This window comes from Sphingomonas sp. ABOLG (assembly GCF_003950435.1).
GTDB lineage: Bacteria > Pseudomonadota > Alphaproteobacteria > Sphingomonadales > Sphingomonadaceae > Sphingomonas > Sphingomonas panaciterrae.
In genome coordinates this window covers 50,882-76,732 of sequence record NZ_QQWW01000013.1, presented here as the reverse complement: position 1 = coordinate 76,732, position 25,851 = coordinate 50,882, and the positions used below count along the sequence as shown (strand labels likewise).

Here is a 25,851-nt window from a genome sequence, read left to right as displayed (position 1 = left end):
TGCTCCCCGTCGCGCCGCTCATGCCCAGGCGATCCAGCGGTCGAGCAGGTCGTTGGCCGCCCCACTGTCCAGCGCTTCGGCCGCGCGGGCGGCGCCATTCGTCAGCGTCTCGCCAGTCAGTGCCAGCGCCACGGCAGCGTTGATCAGCACGGCATCGCGATAGGCCCCGTGCTCCCCTTTCAGCAGGCGGCGCAGGGCATAGCCGTTATGCGCCGGGTCACCACCGCGGATCGCCTCGATCGGGTGGCGGCGCACCCCGGCATCCTCCGGCACGATCCGCTTGCCCAGCAACACGTCACCGATCGCGACCGCCACCGTCGGCCCGGCGCCGGACACTTCGTCCAGCCCTTCCTCGCCCGACACGACGATCGCCGCCTCGGTGCCCAGTTGCTCCAGCGCCTCGGCGTACACCGGCGCATAGTCCGGTCGCGCGATGCCGATCAGCTGGCGCGTGACACGCGCCGGATTGGCCAGCGGCCCCATCAGGTTGAAGATCGTGCGCTTGCCGATACGGCGGCGGATCGGCGTGATCCGCTTCATTGCCGGGTGGTGATTGGCGGCAAAAAGGAAACAGATGCCCAGTTCGTTCAGCGTCTCCTCCGCCAGCATCCCGGCACGCTCCATGTCGAGGCCGAGTGCTTCCAGCGTGTCGGCGGCGCCGGCCTTGGACGATGCTGCGCGGTTGCCGTGCTTGGCCACCGGCACCCCGCACGCCGCCACGACCAGGCTGACCGCGGTCGAGACGTTCAGCGTATGGTGCCCGTCGCCGCCGGTGCCGCAGACGTCGATCGCACCGGCCGGCGCACTGATCGGGATCAGCCGCTCGCGCAGCGCACGTGCCGCCTCGGCGATCTCGATCGATGTCTCGCCGCGATCGGACAGGTCGATGAGGAACCGCGCGATCGCGTCCTCGCTGGCGCGTCCGTCGAGAATGTCGGCAAACGCCTGCGCCGCGCTCTCACGCGACAAGGGCGACCGCGGGTCGGGCAGCAAGGCGATCGTTGTCATGCTGCCACCTTCGCGCCCGTCAGCGCGACGAAATTGGCCAGCAGGTCATGGCCATGTTCCGTCGCGATGCTTTCGGGGTGAAACTGGACGCCGTGGATCGGCAGCTCCCGGTGGCGCAGCCCCATCACCGATCCGTCCGCCGCATGCGCATTGGGGATCAGCACGTCGGGCACGTCCTCCACGACCAGCGAGTGATAGCGCGTTGCGGTGAAGGGGGACGGAAGGCCGGCAAAAACGCCGGTGGAGTCATGGTCGATCGCGCTTGTCTTGCCGTGCATCAATCCCCCACGGACGACCCGCCCGCCGAAATGTTGCCCGATCGCCTGATGGCCAAGGCACACGCCCATCAACGGGCGGCGGCTCTCGGCACAGGCCGCGACCAGGTCCAGGCTGATCCCGGCCTCATTTGGCGTGCAGGGGCCCGGCGACAGCAGAAAACCGGTGGCATTCGACGCCAGCGCTTCGGCCGCGGTCAGCGCGTCATTGCGTTCCACCCGCACCTCGGCCCCCAATTCCATCAGATAATGGACGAGGTTCCAGGTGAAGCTGTCGTAATTGTCGATGACGAGGATCATGTTGGCCCCGACATAGCGTAACCCGCCGTCGCCGCAACGGCCGTTGCGGGCGCCGCCGGATCGCGTAATCACCGCCGCGACGTTCAGCGGGGAGAAAGCTGCTGGCGTGATCGTTGATGGACCATCCAGGAGGTCGCCTCGCATGTTCCGCCCCGTGTATCTCGTTCCGCTAGCGGCGCTGTCGCTCCTGCCGCTGCCGGCGCTCGCCCAGGCCCAGGCCCAAGCCCAGACACAGCCCCAAGCTCAGGCGCAGGAAGGCGCATCCTCGCAGGCGGAAACGGGTCAGCCGCCGCAGCGAATCCGCCAGGTGACGCTGACCGGGAATGAAGCGTGCCCGACCGCCGCGGCGGACGAGATCGTGGTGTGCAGCCGGCTCGATCCCAACGACCAGTTCCGTGTGCCTAAGCCGCTGCGCCGTCCGCCAGAGGTGCCGGCGCAGAACCAGAGCTGGGTCAACCGCGCCGCCACCGTCGATCGTGTCGGCCGCGTCGCCGGCGGGCTCCCCAACACCTGCTCGCCGATCGGCGCCGGCGGCCAGACCGGCTGCGGGATCCAGGCAGGCCAGGCGTGGGCGGCGGAAAAGCGCCAGCAACAGCGCGAAGTGGAGCAGGCGACGCCCGAATCGCGCACCGACATCGACATCGAGGACGATCCGCGCGACTGACACGCATCCCCATCATCGCGGCCAGTCGTCAGCCGCGATGATGCGCCTGCGGCCTAGTTCGTCGCCATCAGGCGCGACAGGTCGGCCTTCCAGAATTTGGCCCAGGTATGCGTGCCGTGGCCCTTGGTCTCGGGCGTGGCGGCAATCAGGCGAAACGTGGCGCGCGGCATCCTCTTCGCCGCGGCCTCGGTGATGCCATAGCCTGCCGGGTTGATGAAATCGTCGGCGGAGTTGATCCACAGCACCGGCACGGTGATCTTCTCCAGCCCGGCCGACGGATCATAGGTCCGCGACGCGTCGAGCTGGTAGATATAGTCATTGGCGTCGCGATTGGCGCTGTTGCGCGTGAACGCCTGATCGAGGAACGCCTCGGCGGCCTCGCGCGTCGGATATTGCTGTTGCAGCGCCAGCGGGTTGGAACCGGCGATGATCGACAGGCTGGCCACCGTCCGCAGGCCCTGGGCCGGCTGCGCGGTGTAATTGCCGCCATTCCAGGCCGGATCCGCCTTGATCGCGTCGATCGACAGCTTGCGCCACATGCGGTTCAGCCCGGCGATCGGCACCGGCAGACAGGCGAACGGCGCGAGCCGCTCGGCAAAGCCCGGATAGGTCTGCCCCCAGACAAAGGCGTGCATACACCCCATCGACGTGCCCAGGATCACCTTCAGCCGGGTGACGCCCAGCTTCTCCAGCATCGCCTTCTGCGCCGCGACCATGTCGCCATAATCATATTTCGGGAACGTCATTCGCATCCCGTCGGACGGCTTGGACGATCCGCCATGACCAATATTGTCGGGCAGGATGACATAGGTCGTCTTGAGGTCGAACGGCTGGCCGGGACCGTAAAGCTCGTCGGCGAATTGCGGCGAGAGGAACTGCTTGCCCGTGCCGCCGGTGCCGTGAAGGACCATCACGGCATTGTTGATCGCGCCGTCAGGACCGCGCCGCGGCGTGCCGAGCGTCGTGTAGTGGATCTTCAGGTCCATCGTCTCGCCCGTACCGAAGCGAAAGCCCGGCAGCGTCACATCGCCTTCCCTGGTGGGCCAGTTCGTCGGCGCGGGCGCAGGGTTCGCCGGCGTGGCGACGGGCTGGGTGGTCTGGGCAGCGGCGGGCGCGGCGGCGGCGATCAGCAGCAGGGGAAGGAGGCGCATGCCCCGTGCGTATCGGGCGGATCGCCGGTTGAGAAGCCCGCGGGTTACGCCCGGCTCAGCGCAGCGGTGTCGCGGCACCCGATCCGACGACGGTGTGCCAGCGGCTGACCTGCCAGCGCATCACCAATCCCTCGCGCACATAAGGATCGGCATTGGCAAAGGCCTCGGCCGCCGCGCGGTCGGTGAACAGCAGCAGCGCGGACTCGATCGGCTCTCCCACCGCGCCGCCCAGCAGCAAGGCGCCGCGATCCGCCGCTTCCCATGCAAGCGCCAGATGAGCGTCGCGCAACGTACCGCGCCGTTCCAGATAGTCCGCCGCCAGTTCGTATCGCAGCAGGAAATGGCCGTCGGTGGCTGCGCCGTCGCTCACTGGCCGAAGCCGCCGGCACTCGCCTGCGCGATCGCCTCGCGCGCGGCGGCCAGCAACGCTCCCGACTTCGCCTCGCACTCGCGCTGCTCATAGGCCGGGTCGCTGTCCGCCACGATGCCCGCGCCCGCCTGGACGTGCATGGTGCCGTCCTTCACCACTGCGGTGCGCAGGACGATGCACGAGTCCATCGATCCGTCGGGCGAGAAATAACCAACTCCCCCCGCATAAGCGCCGCGCTTCTCGCTCTCCAGTTCGGCGATGATCTGGCAGGCGCGCACCTTGGGCGCGCCGCTGACCGTCCCCGCCGGGAAGCCGGCGAACAGCGCGTCGATCGCGTCACGCTTGGGGTCGAGCGCACCGACCACGTTCGACACGATGTGCATGACGTGACTGTAGAATTCGACCGTGTAGCTGTCGGTGACCGTGACTGACCCGGCCTGTGACACGCGGCCCACGTCGTTGCGCCCGAGGTCGAGCAGCATCAGATGCTCGGCGCGTTCCTTCGGATCGGCAAGCAGGCTGGTCCGATTGGCCTCGTCCTCACTCGCGGTCTTGCCACGCGGGCGGGTGCCGGCGATCGGCCGGATCGTCACCTCGCCATCGCGCACCCGCACCAGGATCTCCGGGCTCGATCCGGTCAGCGCGAAGCCGGGCAGGTCGAGGTGGTAGAGGAACGGCGACGGATTGATTCGCCGCAACGCGCGGTACAATTCGAACGGCGGCAGCGTGAACGGCGCGGTGAAACGCTGCGCCAGGACGACCTGAAAGATGTCGCCAGCGACGATATAGTCCTTCGCGGCGCGCACCATCTCGGCATAGCGCCCCTCCGGCAGCACCGGGGACAGCGCCACGTCGCTGGCCTCGGCCCGAACGCGCGGGGGCAGGGCAGTGGCCTCCAGCCGCGCCTCGATCGCGTCCAGCCGCTCGGCCGCCGCGGCGATCACGCTCTCGGGCGATCGCTGGTCGTCGGGCCAAACAGGCGCCACCAGGAACAGGGCGTCCGCCAGCCGGTCAAAAACAAGGATCACGGTCGGGCGGACGAACATCATGTCCGGCAGGCCAAGCGCATCGGTCTTTGGCGCGGGCAGGCTCTCGACCAGCCCGATCGTCTCATAACCGAAATAGCCGACCAGGCACGCGAGCGCCGGCGGTAGTTCCGCTGGCACGTCCATCCGGCAGGAGGCGACCAGCGCGCGCAGCGCGGCCAGCGTCGGGGTGTCGCATGGCGCGAACGCCGACCGATCCGTCAGCCACTGGCGGTTGATCGCGGCGTCGTTTCCTTCGGCGCGGAAGACGAGGTCAGGCGCAAGCCCCAACATGCTGTAACGACCGCGGATCGCGCCGCCCTCGACCGATTCGAGGAGGTAATCGCCGCGCCCCGGCTCGATCAGCTTCAGCGCCGCGGCGACCGGCGTCTCGGTGTCCGCGATGCGGCGGCGCCACAGCAGCGCCGGCCGCCCGTTCGTCAGCGCAGCCGCGGCTGCGTCCTGCCCAGCGTTACGGATTGGAGCCCCCCTCACCGGAGAGGCTGGCCTTCACGCGGGCCAGCGCGTCCGCGTTCTGCGACACCTTCATCGCCCGCTTCACCGCCTCGGTGAATTGCTGGGCATATTCCGGGCCCATCGCACGGCCAAGGTCCTGACGCGTGGCAGCGATCACCTGCGGCGCCTTGGCGGCGTCGCCGGGCGAGATCTTGTCGACCTTGACGATCAGCCAGCCACTGCGATCGGGCGCTTCTAGCATCTTGGCGGTGCCGCCCTTCATGCTGAACAGCAGGGCCAGTACCGGGTTCGGCCCACGCGGATCGGCGTTGATCTGTGAGCGGGCGGCGACCACGCTGTCGGTCTTGGCACCCTTGGCGCCCGCCTCGGCTAGTGCCTTGTCGAATGCCACACCCTTGTTGATCGCGGCCAGTGCCTTGCTCGCGGCGGTGCGCGCGGCGCGGCGGGCGCGATCCTCCTGCAAGTCCTTGGTCACCTGGTCGCGGACCTGCGCGATCGGGCGCGGCGCGGCGCGAACGATCCGGTCGAGCGCGACAAGGGCGAAGCTGCCGTCAGGCCCGGTCTGCACCACCTGCGGATCGTCGCCCTCTTCGGACTGGAAGGCGGCGGACAGGATCGGCATCAGCGCCGCGTCAGGCTGCGCGGTCGGAGCCTCCGGGTTGGCGCCGGTTGCGGTCAGTGCCGGCGTGGTCGCGGCACTCAGCTTCTGCTCGGCCACCAGCTCGGAGAAGTTGGCATTGTCAGCGATCGCATTTTCCAGCGAGTCGCGCATCGCCGTCAGAGCGTCGGCGGTCTTCTTCTTGGTCAATTCCTCGACCAGCGTCGGGCGCGCCTCGGCCAGCGTCTTGCCGGGGAACTGCGCGACCTTCTCGATCTTGCCGACGACGAAGCCGATCGAACCGCGGACGGGGCCGATCACGCCATTGGCCGGCGCGGCGAAGGCGGCATCGGCCACCGCGCCAGAGGTCGCGCCGGTCAGCGCCTGCTTGTCCTGCGCCTCGAGGCGGCGTGCCTCCAGCCCGGCGGCGCGCGCCGCATCCGCGACAGGGGTGCCGCCGCGGATCTTGGTCGCCAGGGCATTGGCGGCATTCTGGTCAAGCACGGTGACCAGCGACACGGTGCGCGTCTCGCGCGCTGCCCAGCGGGCCTTGTCGCCATTGTAGGCTGCGGCGATCTCGGCATCGGTGGGCGTGCCGCGGGCCTTCACGAACTCGGGCGTCACCATGGCGTAGCGAACGATGCGACGCTCGGGCAGCGAGTAACGTGCGATGTTGCGCTTGTACCAATCCTGCAGTTCCGGGTCGGTCGGCGCGGCACCGCCCGGCATCGCGGCGGCCGGGATCAGCGCGACCTGACCGGCACGACGCTCCAGCAGCAGCGAGGCATAGGGCAGCGCCAGCGATTCCGGCACCTGCGTCGCGCCCATCTGCGGCCGCAACAGGAACTGCACCATCGTCTCGCGCGCAATGTCTTCCTGCACCTGCGCATCGGTCAGCCGGTTGCGGGCGAGCACCTGCTCATACACCGCCTGGTCGAACTTGCCCGTCGGGCCCTGCAGCCCGGGGATGTTGCGCAATTCGCTGCCGACCAGCGCCTTGCTGACGACCATGCCCTGGTCGCGGCCGAACGCTTGCAGCGCCAGGCCGTTCAGCATCCGGTCGAGGATCGCCTCGACGCCGCCCTCGGCGACCAGCTGGCTCATCTCGAGCCCCGGGTTGCGCTGCTGCGCGCCGCGCAGTTCGTCCTGCACGCGCCGGGTCAGTTCGGTCTCGTTGACGCTCTGGCCGCCCACCTTGGCGACGGTCGCGCCAGACGCGCCGCCGGTCTGGAGGCCGGTGATGTCACCCAGCGCAAACGCGATCGCGATAAGGCCAAGGACACCCATGGTGACGATCACGCCGACGCGCGAATTGATGATACGACGAAAGAACCCGAGCATGCAGCGCCAATCCGTTGAACGACGCTCGCTTTAGGGTGCCGCCTTCGTTACCGCAACGGCACAACCAAGTGGGGAGAGATCATGCGGCGCAAGTTGGTAGCCGGAAACTGGAAGATGAACGGCAGCCTCGCGGCATTGGCCGAGCTCGATGCGATCAATGACGCGGCGGACGGCGGTGTCGATGTGGCGATCGCGGTCCCGGCGACCCTGATCCATCCGGCCGCTGGCCGCGCGCGTTTTCCGATTGGTGCCGAGGACGTGCACGGCGCCGACAGCGGCGCGCATACCGGCTGCGTCTCCGCTCCGATGGTGAAGGAGGCGGGCGCGTCCTTCTCGATCGTCGGCCATTCCGAACGGCGGCAGGGCCAGCATGAAAGCGACGCCGACGTGAAGGCCAAGGCGGAGGCGCTGCACCGCCACGGCCTCACCGCCATCCTGTGCGTCGGCGAAACGCTGGAGCAGCGTGAGGCGGGCAAGGCGGAAGCAGTCGTCACGGCGCAGCTGCGTGCCTCACTGCCGGATGGCGCGTCGGGTGACTGGCTGTCGATCGCTTATGAGCCGATCTGGGCGATCGGCACGGGCAAGGTTGCGACGGTCGCCGATGTGGAGGCGATGCACGCCGCCATTCGCGCGGCGCTGGCAGAGGCGCTGGGTGTGGATCAGGCGGACAGCATCCGCCTGCTCTACGGCGGCTCGGTGACGGCGGAAAACGCCGCCGGCCTTCTCCATGCGGCCAATGTGGATGGCGCGCTGGTCGGCGGCGCCAGCCTGACCGCGGCCAAGTTCGTCCCGATCATCAAAGCAGCCGGCTGATCCGCGCCACGGCGTCGCGCCCGTGCGCGACGCCGGACGCTGGCAGAAGCGTCAGCCGTAGCGCTTGCGCAGCACACCCCAGGCGGCGGCCAGCCCCAGCGCCGCGCCGCCCTTGGGCCTGCCCGGCCGGGGGGCAGGGCGCCACGCGAATGTATCGACATGCGCCCAGGCGATATCCTTGGGCACGAAGCGCCGCAGGAACAGCGCCGCCGTCACCGCACCGGCAAAGCCGCCATCGGGCGCATTGACCATGTCTGCGACGTCCGACTTCAGCATGTCGTCATAGCCATCCCACAGCGGCAACCGCCACAAAGGGTCATGCGCGGCGGTGCCTGCGGCAAGGAAGTCGGCCGCCAGCTCCTCGTCATTGGCGAACAACGGTGGCAGGTCCGGCCCCAGCGCAACCCGCGCCGCACCGGTCAGCGTCGCAAAGTCCACGATCAACTCCGGCCGATCCTCCACCGCGCGGGTCAGTGCGTCGGCCAGGATCAGTCGCCCCTCGGCATCGGTGTTGGTATTCTCCACCATCAGCCCCGCCCGACTGCGCAGCACATCGCCGGGACGAAAGGCATTGCCGGCAATCGCATTCTCCACCGCCGGCACCAGCAGGTGCAGCCGCACCTTCAGCTTCGCGCCCATGACCAGCCCGGCAAGCGCGATCATGTGCGCCGCGCCGCCCATGTCCTTCTTCATCAGCCGCATCCCGCCCGACGTCTTGACGTCGAGCCCGCCCGAATCGAAGCAGACGCCCTTGCCGACCAGCGCGATGCGGGGGTGGGCAGGATCGCCCCATTCCAGCTCGATCAGCCGCGGCGCACGTTCCTTGCTCGCTGCCTGGCCGACGACGTGGATCATCGGATATTCCACCGCCAGCGCATCGCCGCGCGTCACTCGCGTCGTCGCACCATGCGCCTTCGCCAGCAGCTCGACCTGCGCCTCCAGATCCGCCGGCCCCAGGTCCGATGCGCCGGTGTCGACCAGATCGCGGACCAGCGCGGTCGCCTCCGCCAGCCGGACGATCTCCTCGATCCGCCCCGGCTCGCCGGTCAGCAGCACGCGCGGCCCCTGCGCGTCGGGCGCGCTACGATAGCGGGTGAAGCGATGCTGCGCGAGGCACCAGCCCAGCATCGCCGCGCCCGGCTCGCCCTCCGCCAGCCGGTACGTGCCTTCGGGCAGGCCATCACCCAGCGACGCAATCCGCCACGGCGATGTCACATCCTCGTTGCACACCAGCAGCATCGCCCAGTCGTCGGGCGCATCGCCGGGAAGGATCGCGCGATTGCCCGGCTTTCCCACCACCTTGTTGGCCGCCACCGCGGTGCGCGTGCGCGCCGGCTGGGCGATGAGCCATTCCTCGAACCGGTCGGGGTGGACGACATGGATGGTGCGGGCAGGCTGGCCCCGGTCGGGGGCGAGAAGGCTGGAAAAGTCGGTCATCGGGCCAGCAAAGCAGGACTTCACCGTCGGCGCAACGCGCGGTTCCCTTGGGTCGCGCCGCATCCTACATCGCGGGCATGACCACTCACTCGACTCGCATGCTCATCCTCGGCTCGGGCCCCGCTGGCCTTTCTGCCGCCATCTATGGTGCCCGCGCGGGCATGAAGCCGATCCTGGTGCAGGGCATCCAGCCCGGCGGCCAGCTGATGACCACCACCGACGTGGAAAATTACCCCGGCTTTGCCGAGGTGATCCAGGGCCCGTGGCTGATGGAGCAGATGCAGAAGCAGGCGGAGCATGTCGGCACCACGCTGGTGTGGGACACGGTCGTCTCGGTCGATCTGTCGCGCCGCCCGTTCCGCCTTACCGGCGACAGCGGCGATATCTATGAGGGCGACGTGCTCGTCATCGCCACCGGCGCGCAGGCCAAGTGGCTCGGCCTCGCCAGCGAGGATGCGATGAAGGGCAAGGGCGTGTCCGCCTGCGCCACCTGCGATGGCTTCTTCTATCGCGGCAAGAAGGTCGCGGTGATCGGCGGCGGCAACACCGCGGTGGAGGAGGCGCTCTACCTCACCAACCATTCCGATGACGTGACGCTGATCCACCGCCGCGACTCGCTTCGTGCCGAGCGCATCCTGCAGGAGCGGTTGTTCGCCCATCCGAAGGTGAAGGTGCTGTGGAACAAGGAAGTGCGTGAGTTCGTCGACGGCGGCGGCAATGCCGGCCTCGTCGCGCTCGACCTTGTCGATACGGTCACTGGTGAGCACAGCCGCCTCGACGTGGAGGGCGGCTTCGTCGCGATCGGCCACCATCCGGCGACCGAGCTGTTCCGCGGCCACCTCGAACTGGACGAGGATCATTATATCAAGGTCGATACCGGCTCGACGCGCACCAGCGTGCCCGGCGTGTTCGCCTGCGGCGACGTGATGGACAAGACCTATCGCCAGGCGATCACCGCGGCGGGCACCGGCTGCATGGCCGCGCTCGACGCCGAACGCTTCCTCGCCGAGGCGGACTTCGAGAAAATGGCCGAAGCCGCAGAGTAAACCTCCAAAAAACAGCCGTGCCGGGCTTGTCCCGGCATCCACCCTGCCGCAGTCTCGGCGCGCGTTTATCACGCGGAAAAAGAGTGGATGCCGGGGTAGGGCCGGCACGGCCTATTTGGGGGATTGCATGAAGTTACGCATCGCGCTGGCGCTTGGCGCCGCGCTCGTTGCCGCGCCGTTGAGCGCGCAGGACAAGCCGAACAGCAAGGCCGAACAGGCCGCCGACGACACCAGCATTCCGCCGCCAGTCGTCTCCGTCACCCGCCATTCCGGCACCTTCGGCGGCACCCGCATCAATTATCGCGCGATCGCCGGTGAAACCTATCTGAAGGACAAGGCGGGCAAGCCGCTCGCCGCGATCACGTCATACAGCTACATCAAGGAGGGCCCGGTTGATCCCAAGCGTCCGGTGACGTTCCTGTGGAACGGCGGCCCGGGTTCCGGCTCCTTGTGGCTCCACATGGGCGCCTTCGGGCCGAAGCGCGTCGTGCTTCCCTCGGACGCCCGCGACGATGGCGCGCCGCCTTATCCCGTCATCGACAATGTCGATTCGCTGCTCGACGTCACCGACATCGTGTTCATCGATCCGGTCGGCACCGGCTTCAGCCGCGCGCTGGGGAAGACCGATCCCAAGGATTATTGGGGCGTGACGAAGGATGCTAAGTCGATGGCCGACTTCATCCGCCTCTGGCTGAACGAACATGGCCGCTGGAACGCGCCCAAGTTCATCGGTGGCGAAAGCTACGGCACCACGCGCTCGGCGGCGGTGATCAACGAGCTGGAGGGCACCTACACCGACGTGGCGGTGAACGGCATCCTGCTGATCTCCTCGATCCTCGATTTCAGCGTCGCGGCGGATTCGCCCGGCAACGAGCTTGGCTATGTCACCAACCTGCCGTCGATGGCGGCGACCGCCTGGTATCATAACAAGGTCGCCAATCGCCCCGCGACGGTCGAGGAATTCATCGCCGAGGCGAAGGCGTTTGCCATCGGCCCTTATGCCGCGGCGCTGCTGAAGGGTAATTCGCTCACCGCGCAGGAGCGCCAGCAGGTTCTGCCGCAGCTGTCGCGCTACACCGGCGTGTCGCAGGATTACCTTGCCCGCGCCGATCTTCGCCTCTCGCCCGGCCGCTTCTACAAGGAACTGCTGCGCGATCGTGGGCAGACGATCGGCCGCCTCGACACGCGCTACGTCGGCAAGGATTATGACGACGCCGGCGAAACGCCCGACAATGATCCCAGCTTCTACGCCATCGACGGCGCCTATACCGCGGCGATGAACGCCTACTCGCGCGAGACGCTGAAATACTCGCCCGACGTGACGTACGTGTCGATCGGTGGCGTGCGTGACTGGGACTGGAAGATCGGCGGCCCGCGTGGCGGGGAGGGCTATCTCAACGTGGCGCCCTACATCGGCAAGGCGCTGCGCGAGAACAGCGGCCTGCGCGTGTTCGTCGGCCAGGGCTATTATGATTTCGCGACGCCCTTCTTCGGCGCGGAATATTCGCTCAACCGCACCGGCATCCCCAATGACGGGCGCATCAGCTGGCATTGGTACAATGCCGGCCACATGATGTACGTTCGGGATGAGGATCTGCGGAAGCTGTCGAACGACATCCGCGCCTTCATCAAGGCGCGCTGAGGACCTGCCGGATCGCCGCTTCCAGCGCGGCCGCATCGCCGGGGCGGGCGAAGCTGTGCGATCCGGTGTCCAGGGTGACGGTGCGCGAGGAAATCCCCGCGCGCCGCGCCGCATCGGCATAGGCGATGGCGGTGCCGTCACCGCGCGCCAGCACGATCGTCGCGTCCGCCCCCCATTGCGCAATCGACGCGATGGTCTGCCCAGTCACGCCATCGTCGCGCGGCGATGCTGCGATGCTGCGCAACCCGCGCACCAGCTTGGGCAGCGACAGGCCGCGGCGCAGAATCCGCACCCATGCCGCAGGATCGCGTAGCTGCGCCGCGTAATGCGCGCGAACCGCGGCCGGCGGCGGCAGCGTGTCGCTCGGCTCGACCGCCCAGGGGTTGGCAAGCACCAATGCATCGCACCCGGCCTCGCGGCCCCACCAGGCCAGGCTGGTCGCGCCATCGCAATTGCCGAACCCGACTAGCCGCGTGACGCGCGGCGCCACCGCGCGGAATGTCGCCGCCGCAGCGAGCAGATCGTCGCGCGCGCCGCGAAAGCCGCTGTTGATCCCGCTGGCATCGCCGACGCCCCGCCGATCGTAGCGAAAGACGGGCGTGCCGTCCGCTGCCAGCCGCGCGGCAAGCTGCGCCATCCCCCGATGCGCCCCAGCCCGTATCTCGTTCCCGCCAGTGACGATCAGCAACCCGGTCGCGCCGCCTCCCCCCTCAGGTGGACCATCCAGCGTCCCGACCAGCGTGTCGCCTTCGCAGGGAAAGGTCAGCAGCCGGCGGCTCAAGCGGTATCCCCGTTGATCCAGCGCGCCACGTCGTCCGCGATCAGCGCCTGTAGCGCCGGGTCCACGCCCGGCTCGGCCGCACGCCACAGGGCGCTGCCGGAAAGCTTGCGATCGGCGGCTCTGGGGTCGCTCTCCAGCCGCACCACGCGAACGCTGCCCTCGGTCGTCGGCTGTGCCCCGGCCAGCTGCGCCAGCATCGCGTCCGAGATGATATTGCCGCCAGCGTCCTCGCCGCCGCCCGCCCGTTGCAGGCGCCGCAGCTCGCGCTCGGCCGCTTCCCCGGTCTGCGGCGCCAGATACCAGCGCCTCGACACCTCGGCGGTCCCATCGACCAGCGCGCCGGCCCGCCACGCCATGCTGTGCACTGGTCCCGACACGCTGGCGCAGGCAGCGGCAAAGGCATCGCGCCACATCGCCAATGTCGCCTCGCGGGTCGGCAGCAGACTTTCGTTGGTGCCCGGCAGGTCGGGCAGGGCGGCGGCGATCCCCCGTGCGGCCAGTCGCCGAAGCACATCGATCAGCGCGGCGCGCGTCCGGTTGGCTTCTTCGTAAAAGGGCAGGGCGGCGACCACGACCGGTCCCCGATCCGGTCCGAAGCGGAGCATCGCCTCACGCCCGCCGGACCAGTCATAATGTCTGATGGTCAGGCCGGACGCCCCGGCCATTCGCTCAGACCAGCGCCTTGGCGGACGCGAAGGTGCTCAACGCGCCGAATGTCTCCAGCATCTCGCCATCGACCTCGTCATCGTCGATCACGATGCCCAGCCGATCCTCGATCTCGGTCAGCACGCCGGCGACCGCCATCGAATCGAGCTCCGGCAACGCGCCGAACAGCGGGGTGGTATCGTCGAACCCAGCCACCTGTTCGTTCGACAGACCAAGCACGTCCTTGAGTATCGCGCGCAACGTGGCGTCAACTTCGGGCTTGCCTTCAGGAATCACCTGCGTCCCCTCAATTTTGTTGCACCGCCGTTAAGCCGGGGGGATGGATTCCGCAACTTTCCGGGGCAAGGATGGCGCAATGGTGCCGCTCGACCCCTTTCCGCAGCCGATCGATCACGTTCTCGCGGGTGCAGCAGACGCGCCCGCGCTGGTCGATCGTTCGGGCACGCTGAGCTACGTCGAGCTTGAGGATCGCGTGGCGCGGCTCGCCGGCTGGCTGGCGGCACAGGGCCTCGCGCCGGGCGACCGAGTCGCCACCTGGCTGCCCAAAACGCGCGAGGCATGTCTGATGCCGCTGGCCGCGCCCCGCGCAGGTCTGGTGCACGTGCCCATCAACCCGTTGCTCAAACGCGCGCAGGTGGCGCACATCCTCGCCGACAGCGGTACCCGGCTGCTGCTCACCCAGCCTGCGCGGGCGGCGACTCTCGATCCGGCGGACACGACCGGCATCGCCGTTCACGTGCTGGCCGGAGACGGGCCGTCCATCCCCCCGTCCGCGGCCGACCCGGATTCGCTTGCGGCCATTTTGTACACGTCCGGCTCCACCGGCAGGCCGAAGGGCGTGATGCTCAGCCACGCGAACCTGTGGCTCGGCGCCAACAGCGTGGCGCATTATCTGCGCCTCGCATCCGACGACGTGGTGCTCGGCGTCCTCCCGCTCAGCTTCGACTATGGGCAGAACCAGCTGTTCTCCACCTGGGCGGCCGGCGCCACCGTCGCTCCGCTCGATTATCTCACGCCCCGCGACGTGGTGAAGGGCGTGGAGCGTGTCGGTGCCACCACGCTGGCAGGCGTCCCGCCGCTGTGGGTTCAGTTGCTTGAGGCGGAATGGCCAACCGAAACGGCGGCCAGGCTGCGACGGCTGACCAATTCCGGCGGCGCGCTGACGCCCCGGCTCGTCCGCAACCTGCGCGCGCGTTTTCCGCGGGCTGATCTGTACCCGATGTATGGCCTGACCGAGGCGTTTCGATCGACCTTCCTCGATCCGTCGCTGGTCGATGCTCATCCGGATGCGATCGGTGCGGCCGTCCCCCATGCCGAGGTGATGATCGTCCGCGCCGACGGCGGCGAGGCCAGTCCGGGAGAGGCGGGGGAGCTCGTCCATGCTGGACCGTTGGTAGCGCAGGGTTATTGGCGCGATCCCGAACGGACCGCGCAACGCTTTCGCGCGGCCCCGAGCTTTTCGCGCTATGGCGGCGTCGCTGTCTGGTCGGGCGACACCGCGCTGCGCGGGCCGGACGGATTGCTCCGCTTCGTCGGTCGCGACGACGAGATGATCAAGTCGGCGGGCAACCGGATCAGCCCGGGCGAGGTGGAGGAAGCAATCGTGGCCGGCGGCGAGGCGTTGGAGGCGGTGGCGATCGGCGTTCCCGATCCTCGCCTGGGCCAGACGATCATGGTCATCGTGCGGGGTGATCCGGCGAACGAAGCCGCGTTGCGCGACCGACTGCGGCGAGATCTGCCCAATTTCATGCAGCCGGCGCAGTTCGAGTGGCGCGACGATCTGCCGCGCAACGCCAATGGCAAGCTGGACCGTGCGGGGCTGCGCGCGGCGATGCTGTCGCGGCAGGCGCCTGCCGCGCTCGGCGAGGAAAAAGCATGAGCAAGCCATTCGGGCCGCTACCCCCGGAATTTGCCGCTCAGCGCGGTGAGCTGATGATCGGCGATCGCGCCGCGTCGGCATGGGTGGCCGCACACGGATCGCCGCTCTTTGTCTATGATCCAGCGATCGTGGCCGACCGGGTACGCGCTTTTCGCGCGGCCTTCCCGGCTGTCGATCTTCATTATGCGATCAAGGCCAATCCGCACCCGGCGCTGCTTCAGGCGATGGCGCCGCTGGTCGACGGTCTGGACGTCGCGTCGGCCGGCGAACTCGACAAGGCGCTGCGCGTAAAGCCAGCCGGCGCAATCAGCTTTGCCGGTCCGGGCAAGCGCGATGCGGAACTGGAGGCTACGATCACTGCGGGCGCCACGCTTAACGTGGAATCCGAAGGGGAGGCGGCGCGCGCGCTGGCGATCGGCGGGCGACTTGGAACAGCGCCGCGGCTCGCGGTTCGCGTCAATCCGGACATGGAGCTCAAGGGGTCCGGCATGAAGATGGGCGGGCGCCCATCACCCTTCGGCGTCGATGCGGAACGGGCCGCCGCTCTCGTGCGGGCGATCGTCGCTGGTGGGGGTGACTGGCGCGGTTTTCACATCTTCGCTGGCAGCCAGGCGCTCGACAGCCAGGCGCTGATCGAGACACAGGCCGCGACGCTCGCACTCGCCGAACGTCTCAGCGACGAGGCGGGGCATATGCCGCCCCTGGTCAATCTTGGGGGCGGTTTCGGTATCCCGCATTTTGCCGGCGACACGCCGATCGATCTGGCAGCGATCGGCGCGGCGCTTGGTGACGCCCTAAGTCGCACCCGGCTTCGATCGACCTTTGCCATCGAGCTGGGCCGTTGGCTGGTCGGCGAAAGCGGCGTGTATCTCACCCGAGTCATCGACCGGAAGGAAAGCCGCGGCGAAACCTTCCTGGTGGTCGATGGCGGGCTTCACCACCAGCTCGCCGCCAGCGGTAATTTCGGCACCGTCGTCCGGCGCAACTATCCAGTCGCTGTGACGCACCGCATGGCCGAGGCGGGTGACGAGGAGGTGTCGGTGGTCGGCTGCCTGTGCACCCCGCTCGATCGCCTCGCCGACAAGGTCGCCCTGCCGCGTGCCGATGTCGGCGACACGATTGCGATCTTTATCGCTGGTGCCTATGGCGCGACGGCGAGCCCCGGTCTCTTTCTGGGACACCCCCCGGCGGTAGAGTGTGTCGTCCAGCGCCCCTAAACGCTATCTTCACATCTTACTTACATAGTTGACCGTGAGCGATGCTGGTCGGGAACCATGTTTTCCGTGCCGGTTGTGTGCGCCCGACGGAGGTTTTTCGATGCGTGTTTCGCGTGGGTTGAGTTTGCTGTCACCGGTCTTGCTGGCCGCCACCATGCTGGCGGGCTGCGCGACGAATGGCGGCGCCCGACCCGAACTGCCGCCGGCCGCCTTTGTCGCCAGCAAGGAGCAACCGGGCGAGGAATATGTCATCGGTCCGCTCGATTCGCTCCAGATCTTCGTGTGGCGCAACCCGGAACTGTCGGCCAAGGTCCAGGTGCGCCCCGACGGCCGCATCACGACGCCGCTGGTCAACGACATGCCGGCGGTTGGCAAGACCCCGGCGATGCTCGCCGACGACATGAAGCTGGCGCTCGCGGAATATATCCAGGACCCAATCGTCAGCGTCATCGTCGACAGTTTTTCGGGAACGTACAGCCAGCAGGTCCGCATCGTCGGTGCGACCGAAAAGCCGGCCGCGCTACCCTATCGCGCCAACATGACGCTGCTCGACGCGATGATCGCCGTCGGGGGACTGAACGAATATGCCGCCGGAAACCGCGCGCGGCTGATCCGCTACGATCGCGCGACCGGCAAGCAAAAGGAATATAAGCTCAGCATCAACCGGCTGCTGAAGAACGGCGATTCATCCGCCAACGTCAGGCTCGAACCGGGCGATGTGATCATCATCCCCGAGAGCATGTTCTAAAAGGACGATCGCGTGACCGGCCTTTACGAAGAGATCAGGATCGCGGCCCATGCGATCTGGACGCGGCGCTGGCTGGCGCTGGCGATCGCCTGGGGCATCTGCATCCTGGGTTGGCTCGCCGTCAGCCAGATCCCGAGCCGGTATGAAAGCCGGGCGCGCGTATTCGTTCAGATGCGCTCCATCCTGCCCGCCGGCGCTGACCCTTCGGCGATGGGCGACCAGCAGCGCGACATCGATACCGTGCGCCAGACGCTGACCTCGTCGGTCAACCTGCAGAAGGTCGTGCGCGGCACCGACCTGGCGAAGACGGTCTCGTCCGATCGCGACATCGCGGATCGTGCTGCCGGGCTGCAGAATGCGATCAAGATCACCGCGCAGCAGGACAATCTTTTCGAGATCGTCTCGACCGCAGCGTCGCCGAAGCTCGCCACCAGCATCACCCAAAAGCTGATCGACATCTTCGTCGAAACCAACCTGTCGGACGACCGCCAGCAGAGCAGCCAGACGCTGCAGTTCCTCGACGGCCAGCTCGAAACGCTCGGCGGCAAGCTGCAGGATGCCGAGGCGAAGCGCGCCGATTTTCAGAACCGCTACCTCGGCTCGCTGCCGGGCACCGGATCGGTCAGCGACCGCATCGGCGCGGCGCGCGCTCAGTTGAACCAGGTGGACGGCGATCTCGCCGCTGCCTCGACCAGCCTCGCTGCGTTGCAGGGGCAACTCGCCGGTACGCCTGCAACGATCGCGGGCGGCGGGGGCGGTGCGCCGGGTGTTGGCCCTGCACGCGCGCGGGTCGCTGCGATCCAGGGCCAGCTCGCCGACGCGCGTGGCCGCGGCTATACCGATAATCATCCGGACGTGGTGGCCCTGAAGGCCCAACTCGCCCAGGCACAGGCCGCTGCGCGCAGCGAACCGGCGGGCGCCGCTGCCGCCGGCGGGGTCCCGAATCCCGCCCATGTGTCGCTGCAATCGATGATGGCGGACCGTCAGGCCAATGTCGCTGCGCTGCGCATCCGTCGCCAGCAATTGCAGGGTGATCTCGACACGCTGAACGCGAAGCTGACCGAGGATCCCGAGGTCGCCGCGCAACAGGGGGAGATCGAGCGCAATTACACGGTGCTCAAGGATCAATACGATCGTCTGCTCGCACAGCGCGAACAGGTGAACCTGCGCAGCCAGGCCCAGACCCAGACAGACGCAGTCAAATTCTCGGTCATCGATCCGCCCACCCAACCGCGCGCTCCGTCCGCGCCCAACCGGGTGCTGTTGCTGACGGGCGTGCTGATCGCCGGCATCTTTGGCGGCATCGGCGGCGCGTTCGCCATGTCCCGGGTGCAGGCGACGTTCCCGACGGCGCAGCGGCTGGAGAAGGCGTCAGGCATGCCGGTGATCGGGTCGATCGGCGAAATGCTGACGCGTCGGCAGGCCGAACTGCGGCGCAAGCGCCTGAAGCTGTTTGCTGGCGGCGTCGGCGCGCTGGGTGTCAGCTACGTGGCGCTGCTTGGCGTCGAAATGCTCCAGCGGGGATTAGCGGCATGACCAACGCCAGAAAGCGCGAAGAGTCGCTGATCGAGCGTGCAGCGCAGGTCTATGACTTTGGCGCTCACCTCCGCCGCCGCGACGTGGTGCCGGCGTCGGAGCCGGAGGCGCCAGCGCAGGATCCGGTCGCCACCCGGTTGCTCGCCGACGATCCTGTTGCTTTGCCCCCCGCTGCGGACGACCCGGTCGACGCTACCGTGCCAGAGGCGGCGCCGCATGATCAACCGTCGGCTGACGACGAGCCGCTCGACCTCACCTTTGACCTTCTCGCTGCTGCGCCGCCTGCGCCGGAGGGGGCCGAGGCTCTGTCACCGATGGCCGCCGCAACGCTGATGGCCATTCCGCCCGAGCTTCGCGCTGGGGCCGAGGAAGAAGATGCGCCGATCCTCTACGACGACGGTATCGCGCGGATCGATCGGGCAATGCTGGCGGAGAAGGGCATGCTCGTCCCGGGCGCACCGATCGGCGCGCTGGCCGAGGAGTTCCGGCTGGTAAAGCGGCAGCTGCTGCTCAACGCCCGCGCCATCGCGAAAGGGCCATTGGGCGAGCGGTCCCGCACGATCCTGGTGGGGTCCGGCAAGCCTGGTGACGGCAAGACCTTCTGCGCGATCAATCTCGCGATCAGCCTCGCCGCCGAGCGCGATGTCGAGGTGCTGCTCGTCGACAGCGACTTCGCGAAGCCCGACATCATGGCCTCGCTCGGGCTCGATGATTCAACCGGCTTGCTCGACATCCTGGCGGACGAAACGCTCGATCCCGAGGCGTTTGTCGTCCGCACCGACGTGCCGCAACTGTCGCTGTTGCCCGCCGGCAAGCGCAGCCATTCCGATACGGAACTGCTCGCCAGCGCGCGGACCGGCGACGTGATCGATCAGCTGCTGGCCAACGATCCTCGCCGCATCATCGTATTCGATACGCCGCCGGCGCTCGCCGCGTCGCCAGCCTCCGTCCTCGCCCTGCTGGTCGGCCAGGTGATGCTGGTCGTTCGTGCCGACCGGACCACGGAAGCGGATGTGCGCGAGGCCGTCGCGCTGCTCGACGGTTGTGAACAGATCAGTCTGGTGCTGAATTCGCGGTCCTATGAGCCGGGCGGCGGCCGCTTTGGCAGCTATTATGGTCATCAGGGGTAACCCGGTGGGCGTGCGGCATCACTTGGCCGGCGGCGTGGCTCTGGCGGCGCTGGTGGCGTCCGGCGGAGCCGAGGCGCGTACCCGCTATGTGCAGCCTTATGTTGAGCTTTCGCAGGTCGTTGCAGCGGATCTCACCAACGATGAAGTGCTGACCTATTCTCAGGTTGCGGTCGGGGTCGATGCCGGCGTCTCGGGCCGGAATGTCGAGGGGCAGGTCAGCTACCGCTACGAACGGCGGATCCAGTGGAACGATCGCTACGCCGACGATAGCGTGCACACCGGCCTCGCCCGTGCCTCGGCGCGGGTCGCCCCGGGCTTTTCCATCGAGGGCGGTGCCATCGCGACGCGGGCGCGCAGCGACATTCGCGGTGCGGCGCCAGGCACATTTGTCGGGCCGGCCGACAATCTGACCCAGGTCTATTCGCTCTACGCCGGTCCCAGCGTCACGACGCAGGCCGGGCCAGTGCGGATCGCAGCATCCGCCTTTGCCGGCTACACGAAGGTGGAAGCGCCGCGTGCGACTGGGGTCGCACCAGGGCAGCAGCGGCTCGATTACTACGATGATTCGCGCAACGTCGTGGCGCAGGCGTCGGCCGGCGTTGCGGCGGGCACCGTATTGCCCGTCGGCGTGACGGTCAGTGGCGCGTATGAACGCGAGGAGGCGGGCCAGCTCGACCAGACATACGAGGGGTATTTCGCGCGGGGCGACGTGACGGTGCCGGTCAGTCGCACCGTCGCGCTCCGGGCGGGCGCGGGCTACGAAAAGATCGAAACGACCCAGCGCGACGCGCTGCTCGACGCGAGCGGCAATCCGGTGATCGATCGCAACGGACGCTTCGTGACTGATCCGGGCTCACCAGCGCGGATCGCCTACAACACCGACGGCCTCATCTACGATGCCGGGGTGATCTGGCGGCCCAGCCCCCGGCTCGAGCTTCAGGCCAACGCTGGATACCGCTATGGCGGCGACACCTATTTCGGCTCGCTCAACTGGAACATCGCGCGCGACAGCGGGCTCCAGATCGTGCTGTACGATGGCATCGGTACGTTCGGGCGACAGCTGCGCAACGGCCTGCGCGATCTGCCCACCGCCTTTCAGGGCTCGGCCAACCCGTTCGGTCAGCAGTTCAACGGCTGTGTCTTCGGCGGCAACCCCGGCGGAGGCGCCGTCGGCGGCGCAGGGGCATGTCTCAACGACGTCTTCCAGTCGATCTCCACCGCCAGCTATCGCGCGCGGGGCATCGACGGCGTGATCTCCACCCGTCGTGGCCGAACCGCATATGGCTTTGGCGCGGGCTACGCCAACCGCCGGCTCAACGTGCCGCAGCTTGCGGAGGGGACCGTCGCCTACGGGATCACCGACGAAAGCTATTATGCGCAGCTTTTCTGGTCACGCGCGCTCAGCCGCGTGTCGCAGGTCGATGCCAATCTGTTCGCCAATTATTATGAAAGCGGGCTGCCGGGCGCGGACGGCGTGTTCAACCTGGGCGCCACGGGCACCTACAGCCACCAGTTCGGCCGGATCGGCACGGTGGCGTCGCTGGGCGTTTACACCTTCGACCAGGAACGCTTCGATAGCCAATGGTCGGCACAGGCGCTGCTCGGCGCGCGTTATACCTTCTGAGGAAGCTTGGTATGTACGAGGATCATTTCGGCCTGACCGAACGCCCGTTCCAGCTGACGCCGGACCCGCGTTACTGGTTCGATTCGGCCACGCACAAGAAGGCGATGGCCTATCTCGGCTATGGCCTTGCGCAGGGTGAGGGCTTCATCGTCATCACGGGCGACATCGGCGCCGGCAAGACGACGCTGGTGGGCCACGTGACCGAACAGATTGATCCGGCGAACCTTTCGGTCATTACCATCGTGTCGACCGCGATCGAGGCGGACGATCTGTTGCGGGTGGTGGCGAGCGGGCTTGATATCGATCCCGTAGGCCGAACCAAGGCCGAGCTGCTGACGCTGATCGAACGCGGGCTTCACGCAGTCGCGCGGACTGGCCGGCGCACGTTGCTGATCGTCGACGAGGCGCAGGCGCTTCCTGTGTCGGCGCTCGAAGAGCTTCGCATGCTGTCCAACTTCCAGGCCGGCAACCGCGCGCTGCTGCAGATATTCCTTCTGGGCCAGCCCGAGTTCCGCGAGCGGCTGAACGGATCCGACCGGCTGGAGCAACTGCGCCAGCGCGTGATCGCCATCCATCATCTCGACCCGATGGAGCCAGAGGAAGTCGCCGATTACGTCGCCCACCGGCTACGCATTGCGGGGTGGAAGGGCACACCCGATTTCGCCGACAACGTGTTCCAGGTTTTGCACCGTGCGACCGGCGGCGTACCGCGGCGGTTGAACCAGTTGATGGGCCGTGTCCTGCTGCACGCAGCGATCACCGACGCGACGGTGATCGATGCGGCGCTGGTCAACACCGTGCGCGCCGACGCCGCCAAGGACCTGCCGAGCGCTGCACGGGTGACGCCGGCGGTGCGCGCCGTGCCCGACCCGATCCGGTCCGCGCCGTTGGAGGCCGTGTCTCCTAGCGCCGACACCGACGCCGAGCTGCGGCAGCGCATTGCCGCGCTGGAGTCGCGGGTGGAGGAGCAGGATGCCGCCCTGCGCCGCATCCTCACGCTGCTGGTCGACTGGGTGGAAAGCGACACGCCCGCCCCGCGCGGCAGCCTGGAGGCAATACGCGGCGCGGCTGCATGACATGCCCATCGTCAACGGAATGTCGGTCGACGTGGAGGAATGGTTCCAGGTCGGCGCCTTCGAACGCACCATCGACAAGAACGACTGGGATCGCCTCGAAAGCCGGGTCGTCGCGAACACCGGCACCGTCCTCGACCTGTTCGGCGAGGCAGGGGTGACGGCCACATTCTTCACGCTCGGCTGGGTGGCGCATCGTCACCCGGCATTGATCCGGCGGATCGTTGCCGAAGGGCATGAGGTCGCTAGCCACGGCTGGGATCATCAGCGGGTTTTCACCATGACCGCGGACCAGTTCCGTGCCGATCTGCAGCGGGCACGGATCGCGCTGGAGGATGCCGGCGGCGTCGCCGTGACGGGCTATCGCGCGCCCAGCTTCTCCATCGACACGCGCACGCCATGGGCGCATCCCGTGCTGGCGGAGGACGGCTATGCCTATTCCTCCAGCGTGGCCCCTGTGGCGCATGACCATTATGGCTGGCGGGAGAGCCCACGTTTTCCGTGGCGACCCCTCGCCGACGCATCGTTGATCGAGCTGCCGGTTTCCACTGCCGAGCTGGCGCGTCGGCGCATGGCCGTCGGAGGTGGCTTCTTCCGCCTGCTGCCGGCCGCGTTGACCGACACGGCGGTACGCCAGTCCAACCAGGCTGGCCACGCGGGCATGTTCTACTTTCATCCCTGGGAGGTCGATCCGGCCCAGCCGCGCGTCGCTGGAGCCCCGCTTCGCTCCAGGCTGCGGCACTACAGCCGGCTCGGCGCCATGGCCGGCAAGTTGCGCCGCCTGCTCGGACGCCATCGCTGGGGCCGTGTCGACGCCGTGGCCGTGCAGGAACGGCGCTGGTGAGCGGCGCGCTGGGTGCCGTCGCGGACCGGGTCCTCGTTCGCGATGCCGTCGGCGAGGATGAGCGTATAGATGCCTTCGTGCGCGCGCACCCGGATGCCACCCCCTTTCATCTGACCGGCTGGACGAAAGCGGTGGAGGTGGGTTGCGGGCAGCGTGGCCGTTTCCTGATCGCCGAACGCGACGGAGTAATTATCGGCCTGCTGCCGCTGACCGAGATGCGGTCCCCCCTCTTCGGCAAGGCGCTGGTATCGGCTGGCTTCGCCGTCGGCGGGGGCGTGCTGGGCGAAGGCACCCGGCCGCTCGCCGCCGCCGCCCGCGCGCTTGGCTGTCCCTCCGTGGAGTTGCGCGGCGGTCCGGTGCCGGACGGCTGGTCGAGCGACAGCAGCAGCTATCTCGGCTTTGCGCGACCGCTCGCGGCGGATGACGACGCCGAACTGCTCGCCATCCCCCGCAAGCAGCGCGCCGAGGTGCGCAAGTCGCTCACCAGCGATCTTGAGGTGGTCACCGGCGGCGCTGAACTCGCTGGCGAACATTACCGGGTATACGCCGACTCGGTTCGCAACCTGGGCACGCCTGTGTTTCCCCGCCGCCTCTTTACCGAGGCGCTGGCGCGTCTCGACAGTGACATTCTGACGGTGCGCTGGCAGGGCCGCGCCGTGGCGAGCGTCCTCAGCCTGTATTTCAACGGCGTGGCTTATCCCTTTTGGGGCGGCGGCACCGTGGCGGCGCGTGCGCTGCGCGCCAATGACCGGATGTATTTCGCGCTGATGGCGCATGCCCGCGCGCGTGGCTGCACGCATTTCGACTTTGGCCGGTCCAAGACGGGGACCGGGCCCGCGGCGTTCAAGAAGAACTGGGGGTTCGAGGGCGTGCCGCTGACCTACGCGCGATGGTCGGACGGCCCCGCGCGAGAGGTTAATCCCCTCAACCCGAAATATGCCCTGATGGTGCGCGGGTGGAAGAAACTGCCGCTTCCGCTGGCGACACTTGTCGGTCCCTGGATCAGCCGCGGGCTCGGCTAGGGTGGAGATCCTGTTCCTGGCGCATCGTGCGCCGTTCCCGCCTGACCGCGGCGATCGCATCCGCAGCTTCAACATCCTGTTGTATCTGGCAGCGCGGGCGCGGGTGCATCTGGTCGCCTTTGTCGAGGAGGACGGAGCCATTGCGCCAGAGCACCGAGCGCGGGTCGACGAATGCATCCTGGTGCGCCGGACCAAGCCGCACGTGCGTGCCGCGGCCGAGGCACTCGCCACCGGTCGCCCAGTGTCGCTGACTGCCTTCGCCGACTGCCGGATCAAGACCGCGGTGAACGATCTGCTCGCCCGCCGGTCGATCGACGCGATCTACGCCTTTTCGGGGCAGATGGCGCAATATCTGCCGGGGCAGTTCCCGCGCGTCATCATGGATTTCGTCGATCTCGATTCCGCGAAGTTCGCCGCCTACGCCGCCGATGCACACGGACCGATGCGGTGGATGATGCAGCGCGAGGCACGGCTGCTCCACGCGTTCGAGCGGCAGGTTGCGGGTCGCGTTACCGCCAGCCTGTTCGTCAGCGAACCCGAGGCCGCGCTTCTTCCCGGAAGCCTGGCTGTCGAAAACGGCATCGACACGCTCCGCTACGATCCGGCGCTGGTCACGCCGGTGCCCGCAGCCCATCCGTTGATCGTCTTCACGGGCCAGATGGACTATCGCCCCAATGTGGACGCCGTTGCCTGGTTTGCCGAGCGGGTCATGCCGCTGCTCCCCGATGCGCATTTCGCGATTGTCGGTCGTGCGCCCACGCCCCGGGTTCGCGCATTGGCTGGCCCCCGCGTCACGGTGACGGGGGAGGTCGCCGACGTTCGCTCCTGGCTGGCCGCTGCGGACGTCGTCGTTGCACCGCTGCATCTCGCGCGCGGGATCCAGAACAAGGTGCTGGAGGCAATGGCGATGGCTCGTCCGGTGGTTGCCAGCCCTGCCGCGGCGGAGGGCATCGATCATGCCGGCACCCTTCGTCTCGCGGTGCAGCCGGAGGATTATGCGGCCACGATCCGGGAACTACTCGCCGGCCCTGAGCAGGCCGACCAACTCGGCACAGCTGCGCGGCGGCAGGTGATCGGCCGCTACGGCTGGGATGCCCGGCTGAAGCCGCTCGACACGCTTCTCGGTCTGGGGCCGGCATGAGGCTCGCGCTCTCTCGCCCCGCTGCCCCGGCAGCCGCAGCGTG

24 protein-coding genes are annotated in these 25,851 nt (G+C 68.0%); 14 read left to right on the top strand and 10 right to left on the bottom strand.

Features of this window, described 5'->3' with window-relative positions:
- Positions 1-18 precede the first annotated feature (18 nt).
- Complete coding sequence (gene trpD, locus CA236_RS14555; protein WP_125946123.1) at positions 19-1,008, bottom strand: anthranilate phosphoribosyltransferase; 990 nt, start codon at positions 1,006-1,008, stop codon at positions 19-21.
- Positions 1,005-1,583 (bottom strand): aminodeoxychorismate/anthranilate synthase component II, encoded by a 579-nt coding sequence (locus CA236_RS14550; RefSeq protein WP_125946146.1) that lies wholly within the window; start codon positions 1,581-1,583, stop codon positions 1,005-1,007. The genes trpD and CA236_RS14550 overlap by 4 nt, the downstream gene beginning before the upstream one ends.
- 142 nt (positions 1,584-1,725) lie before the next feature.
- On the opposite strand from CA236_RS14550, the gene CA236_RS14545 reads away from it, so the two are divergent.
- Positions 1,726-2,247, top strand: a complete 522-nt coding sequence (locus CA236_RS14545) for a hypothetical protein (RefSeq protein ID WP_206430579.1) — start codon at positions 1,726-1,728, stop codon at positions 2,245-2,247.
- A 53-nt stretch (positions 2,248-2,300) separates the two neighbouring features.
- Here CA236_RS14545 and CA236_RS14540 read toward each other — a convergent pair whose 3' ends face one another.
- The 4 genes from CA236_RS14540 to CA236_RS14525 are packed head-to-tail and all read right to left on the bottom strand — an operon-like array spanning position 2,301 to position 7,209.
- Positions 2,301-3,398, bottom strand: a complete 1,098-nt coding sequence (locus tag CA236_RS14540; RefSeq protein ID WP_125946122.1) for an alpha/beta fold hydrolase — start codon at positions 3,396-3,398, stop codon at positions 2,301-2,303.
- A 55-nt stretch (positions 3,399-3,453) separates the two neighbouring features.
- Entirely contained in the window at positions 3,454-3,768 is a 315-nt protein-coding gene (locus CA236_RS14535) for a YciI-like protein (protein ID WP_125946121.1), read from the bottom strand.
- Entirely contained in the window at positions 3,765-5,288 is a 1,524-nt protein-coding gene (trpE, locus tag CA236_RS14530; RefSeq protein ID WP_241212678.1) for an anthranilate synthase component I, read from the bottom strand. The genes CA236_RS14535 and trpE overlap by 4 nt, the downstream gene beginning before the upstream one ends.
- Entirely contained in the window at positions 5,266-7,209 is a 1,944-nt protein-coding gene (locus tag CA236_RS14525; RefSeq protein ID WP_125946120.1) for a SurA N-terminal domain-containing protein, read from the bottom strand. The genes trpE and CA236_RS14525 overlap by 23 nt, the downstream gene beginning before the upstream one ends.
- 78 nt (positions 7,210-7,287) lie before the next feature.
- Between CA236_RS14525 and tpiA the strand changes: the two genes are divergently transcribed.
- On the top strand, positions 7,288-8,022 hold the full coding sequence (gene tpiA, locus CA236_RS14520) for a triose-phosphate isomerase (protein ID WP_046411606.1): 735 nt from the start codon (positions 7,288-7,290) through the stop codon (positions 8,020-8,022).
- A 51-nt stretch (positions 8,023-8,073) separates the two neighbouring features.
- Here tpiA and CA236_RS14515 read toward each other — a convergent pair whose 3' ends face one another.
- Positions 8,074-9,459: a leucyl aminopeptidase family protein gene (locus CA236_RS14515; RefSeq protein ID WP_125946119.1), complete on the bottom strand. Its 1,386-nt coding sequence runs from the start codon at positions 9,457-9,459 to the stop codon at positions 8,074-8,076.
- A 77-nt stretch (positions 9,460-9,536) separates the two neighbouring features.
- On the opposite strand from CA236_RS14515, the gene trxB reads away from it, so the two are divergent.
- Positions 9,537-10,505 (top strand): thioredoxin-disulfide reductase, encoded by a 969-nt coding sequence (gene trxB / locus CA236_RS14510; RefSeq protein WP_046412027.1) that lies wholly within the window; start codon positions 9,537-9,539, stop codon positions 10,503-10,505.
- 127 nt (positions 10,506-10,632) lie between these two features.
- Entirely contained in the window at positions 10,633-12,147 is a 1,515-nt protein-coding gene (locus tag CA236_RS14505; RefSeq protein ID WP_125946118.1) for a peptidase S10, read from the top strand.
- Here CA236_RS14505 and CA236_RS14500 read toward each other — a convergent pair.
- From CA236_RS14500 to CA236_RS14490, 3 genes are read right to left on the bottom strand one after another with little or no spacing between them, the layout of a single operon-like run.
- Positions 12,134-12,928 (bottom strand): hydrolase 1, exosortase A system-associated, encoded by a 795-nt coding sequence (locus CA236_RS14500; RefSeq protein ID WP_125946117.1) that lies wholly within the window; start codon positions 12,926-12,928, stop codon positions 12,134-12,136. The two genes, CA236_RS14505 and CA236_RS14500, sit on opposite strands and share 14 nt — an antisense overlap.
- The gene (locus CA236_RS14495; RefSeq protein ID WP_125946116.1) at positions 12,925-13,593 is read right to left on the bottom strand and encodes a hypothetical protein; all 669 of its coding nucleotides are present in this window, start codon (positions 13,591-13,593) and stop codon (positions 12,925-12,927) included. The genes CA236_RS14500 and CA236_RS14495 overlap by 4 nt, the downstream gene beginning before the upstream one ends.
- Positions 13,594-13,597: 4 nt before the next feature.
- Positions 13,598-13,870 (bottom strand): acyl carrier protein, encoded by a 273-nt coding sequence (locus tag CA236_RS14490; RefSeq protein ID WP_125946115.1) that lies wholly within the window; start codon positions 13,868-13,870, stop codon positions 13,598-13,600.
- 79 nt (positions 13,871-13,949) lie between these two features.
- Between CA236_RS14490 and CA236_RS14485 the strand changes: the two genes are divergently transcribed.
- The 10 genes from CA236_RS14485 (at position 13,950) to CA236_RS14440 (ending at position 25,808) form a co-directional block, all read left to right on the top strand.
- Complete coding sequence (locus CA236_RS14485) at positions 13,950-15,473, top strand: AMP-binding protein (RefSeq protein WP_125946114.1); 1,524 nt, start codon at positions 13,950-13,952, stop codon at positions 15,471-15,473.
- On the top strand, positions 15,470-16,690 hold the full coding sequence (locus CA236_RS14480) for a pyridoxal-dependent decarboxylase, exosortase A system-associated (protein ID WP_125946113.1): 1,221 nt from the start codon (positions 15,470-15,472) through the stop codon (positions 16,688-16,690). The genes CA236_RS14485 and CA236_RS14480 overlap by 4 nt, the downstream gene beginning before the upstream one ends.
- 100 nt (positions 16,691-16,790) lie before the next feature.
- A complete protein-coding gene (locus CA236_RS14475; protein ID WP_046411593.1) occupies positions 16,791-17,438 on the top strand; it encodes an XrtA/PEP-CTERM system exopolysaccharide export protein in 648 nt (215 codons plus the stop codon).
- Positions 17,439-17,450: 12 nt separating this feature from the next.
- Positions 17,451-18,974, top strand: a complete 1,524-nt coding sequence (locus tag CA236_RS14470) for an XrtA system polysaccharide chain length determinant (protein WP_125946112.1) — start codon at positions 17,451-17,453, stop codon at positions 18,972-18,974.
- On the top strand, positions 18,971-20,104 hold the full coding sequence (locus CA236_RS14465) for an AAA family ATPase (RefSeq protein ID WP_125946111.1): 1,134 nt from the start codon (positions 18,971-18,973) through the stop codon (positions 20,102-20,104). The genes CA236_RS14470 and CA236_RS14465 overlap by 4 nt, the downstream gene beginning before the upstream one ends.
- Positions 20,088-21,728 carry a hypothetical protein gene (locus CA236_RS14460; protein WP_125946110.1) on the top strand — a complete coding sequence of 547 codons (1,641 nt, stop codon included), beginning with the start codon at positions 20,088-20,090 and terminating at the stop codon, positions 21,726-21,728. Before CA236_RS14465 ends, CA236_RS14460 begins: the two co-directional genes overlap by 17 nt.
- A gap of 11 nt (positions 21,729-21,739) precedes the next feature.
- A complete protein-coding gene (locus CA236_RS14455) occupies positions 21,740-22,804 on the top strand; it encodes an AAA family ATPase (RefSeq protein ID WP_125946109.1) in 1,065 nt (354 codons plus the stop codon).
- A gap of 1 nt (position 22,805) precedes the next feature.
- The gene (locus CA236_RS14450) at positions 22,806-23,645 is read left to right on the top strand and encodes an XrtA system polysaccharide deacetylase (RefSeq protein WP_241212677.1); all 840 of its coding nucleotides are present in this window, start codon (positions 22,806-22,808) and stop codon (positions 23,643-23,645) included.
- Positions 23,646-23,653: 8 nt separating this feature from the next.
- A complete protein-coding gene (locus CA236_RS14445) occupies positions 23,654-24,667 on the top strand; it encodes a FemAB family XrtA/PEP-CTERM system-associated protein (RefSeq protein WP_206430583.1) in 1,014 nt (337 codons plus the stop codon).
- 1 nt (position 24,668) lies between these two features.
- Positions 24,669-25,808, top strand: coding sequence for a TIGR03087 family PEP-CTERM/XrtA system glycosyltransferase (locus CA236_RS14440; RefSeq protein WP_125946108.1), 1,140 nt, complete (start codon positions 24,669-24,671; stop codon positions 25,806-25,808).
- Positions 25,809-25,851: the final 43 nt, after the last annotated feature.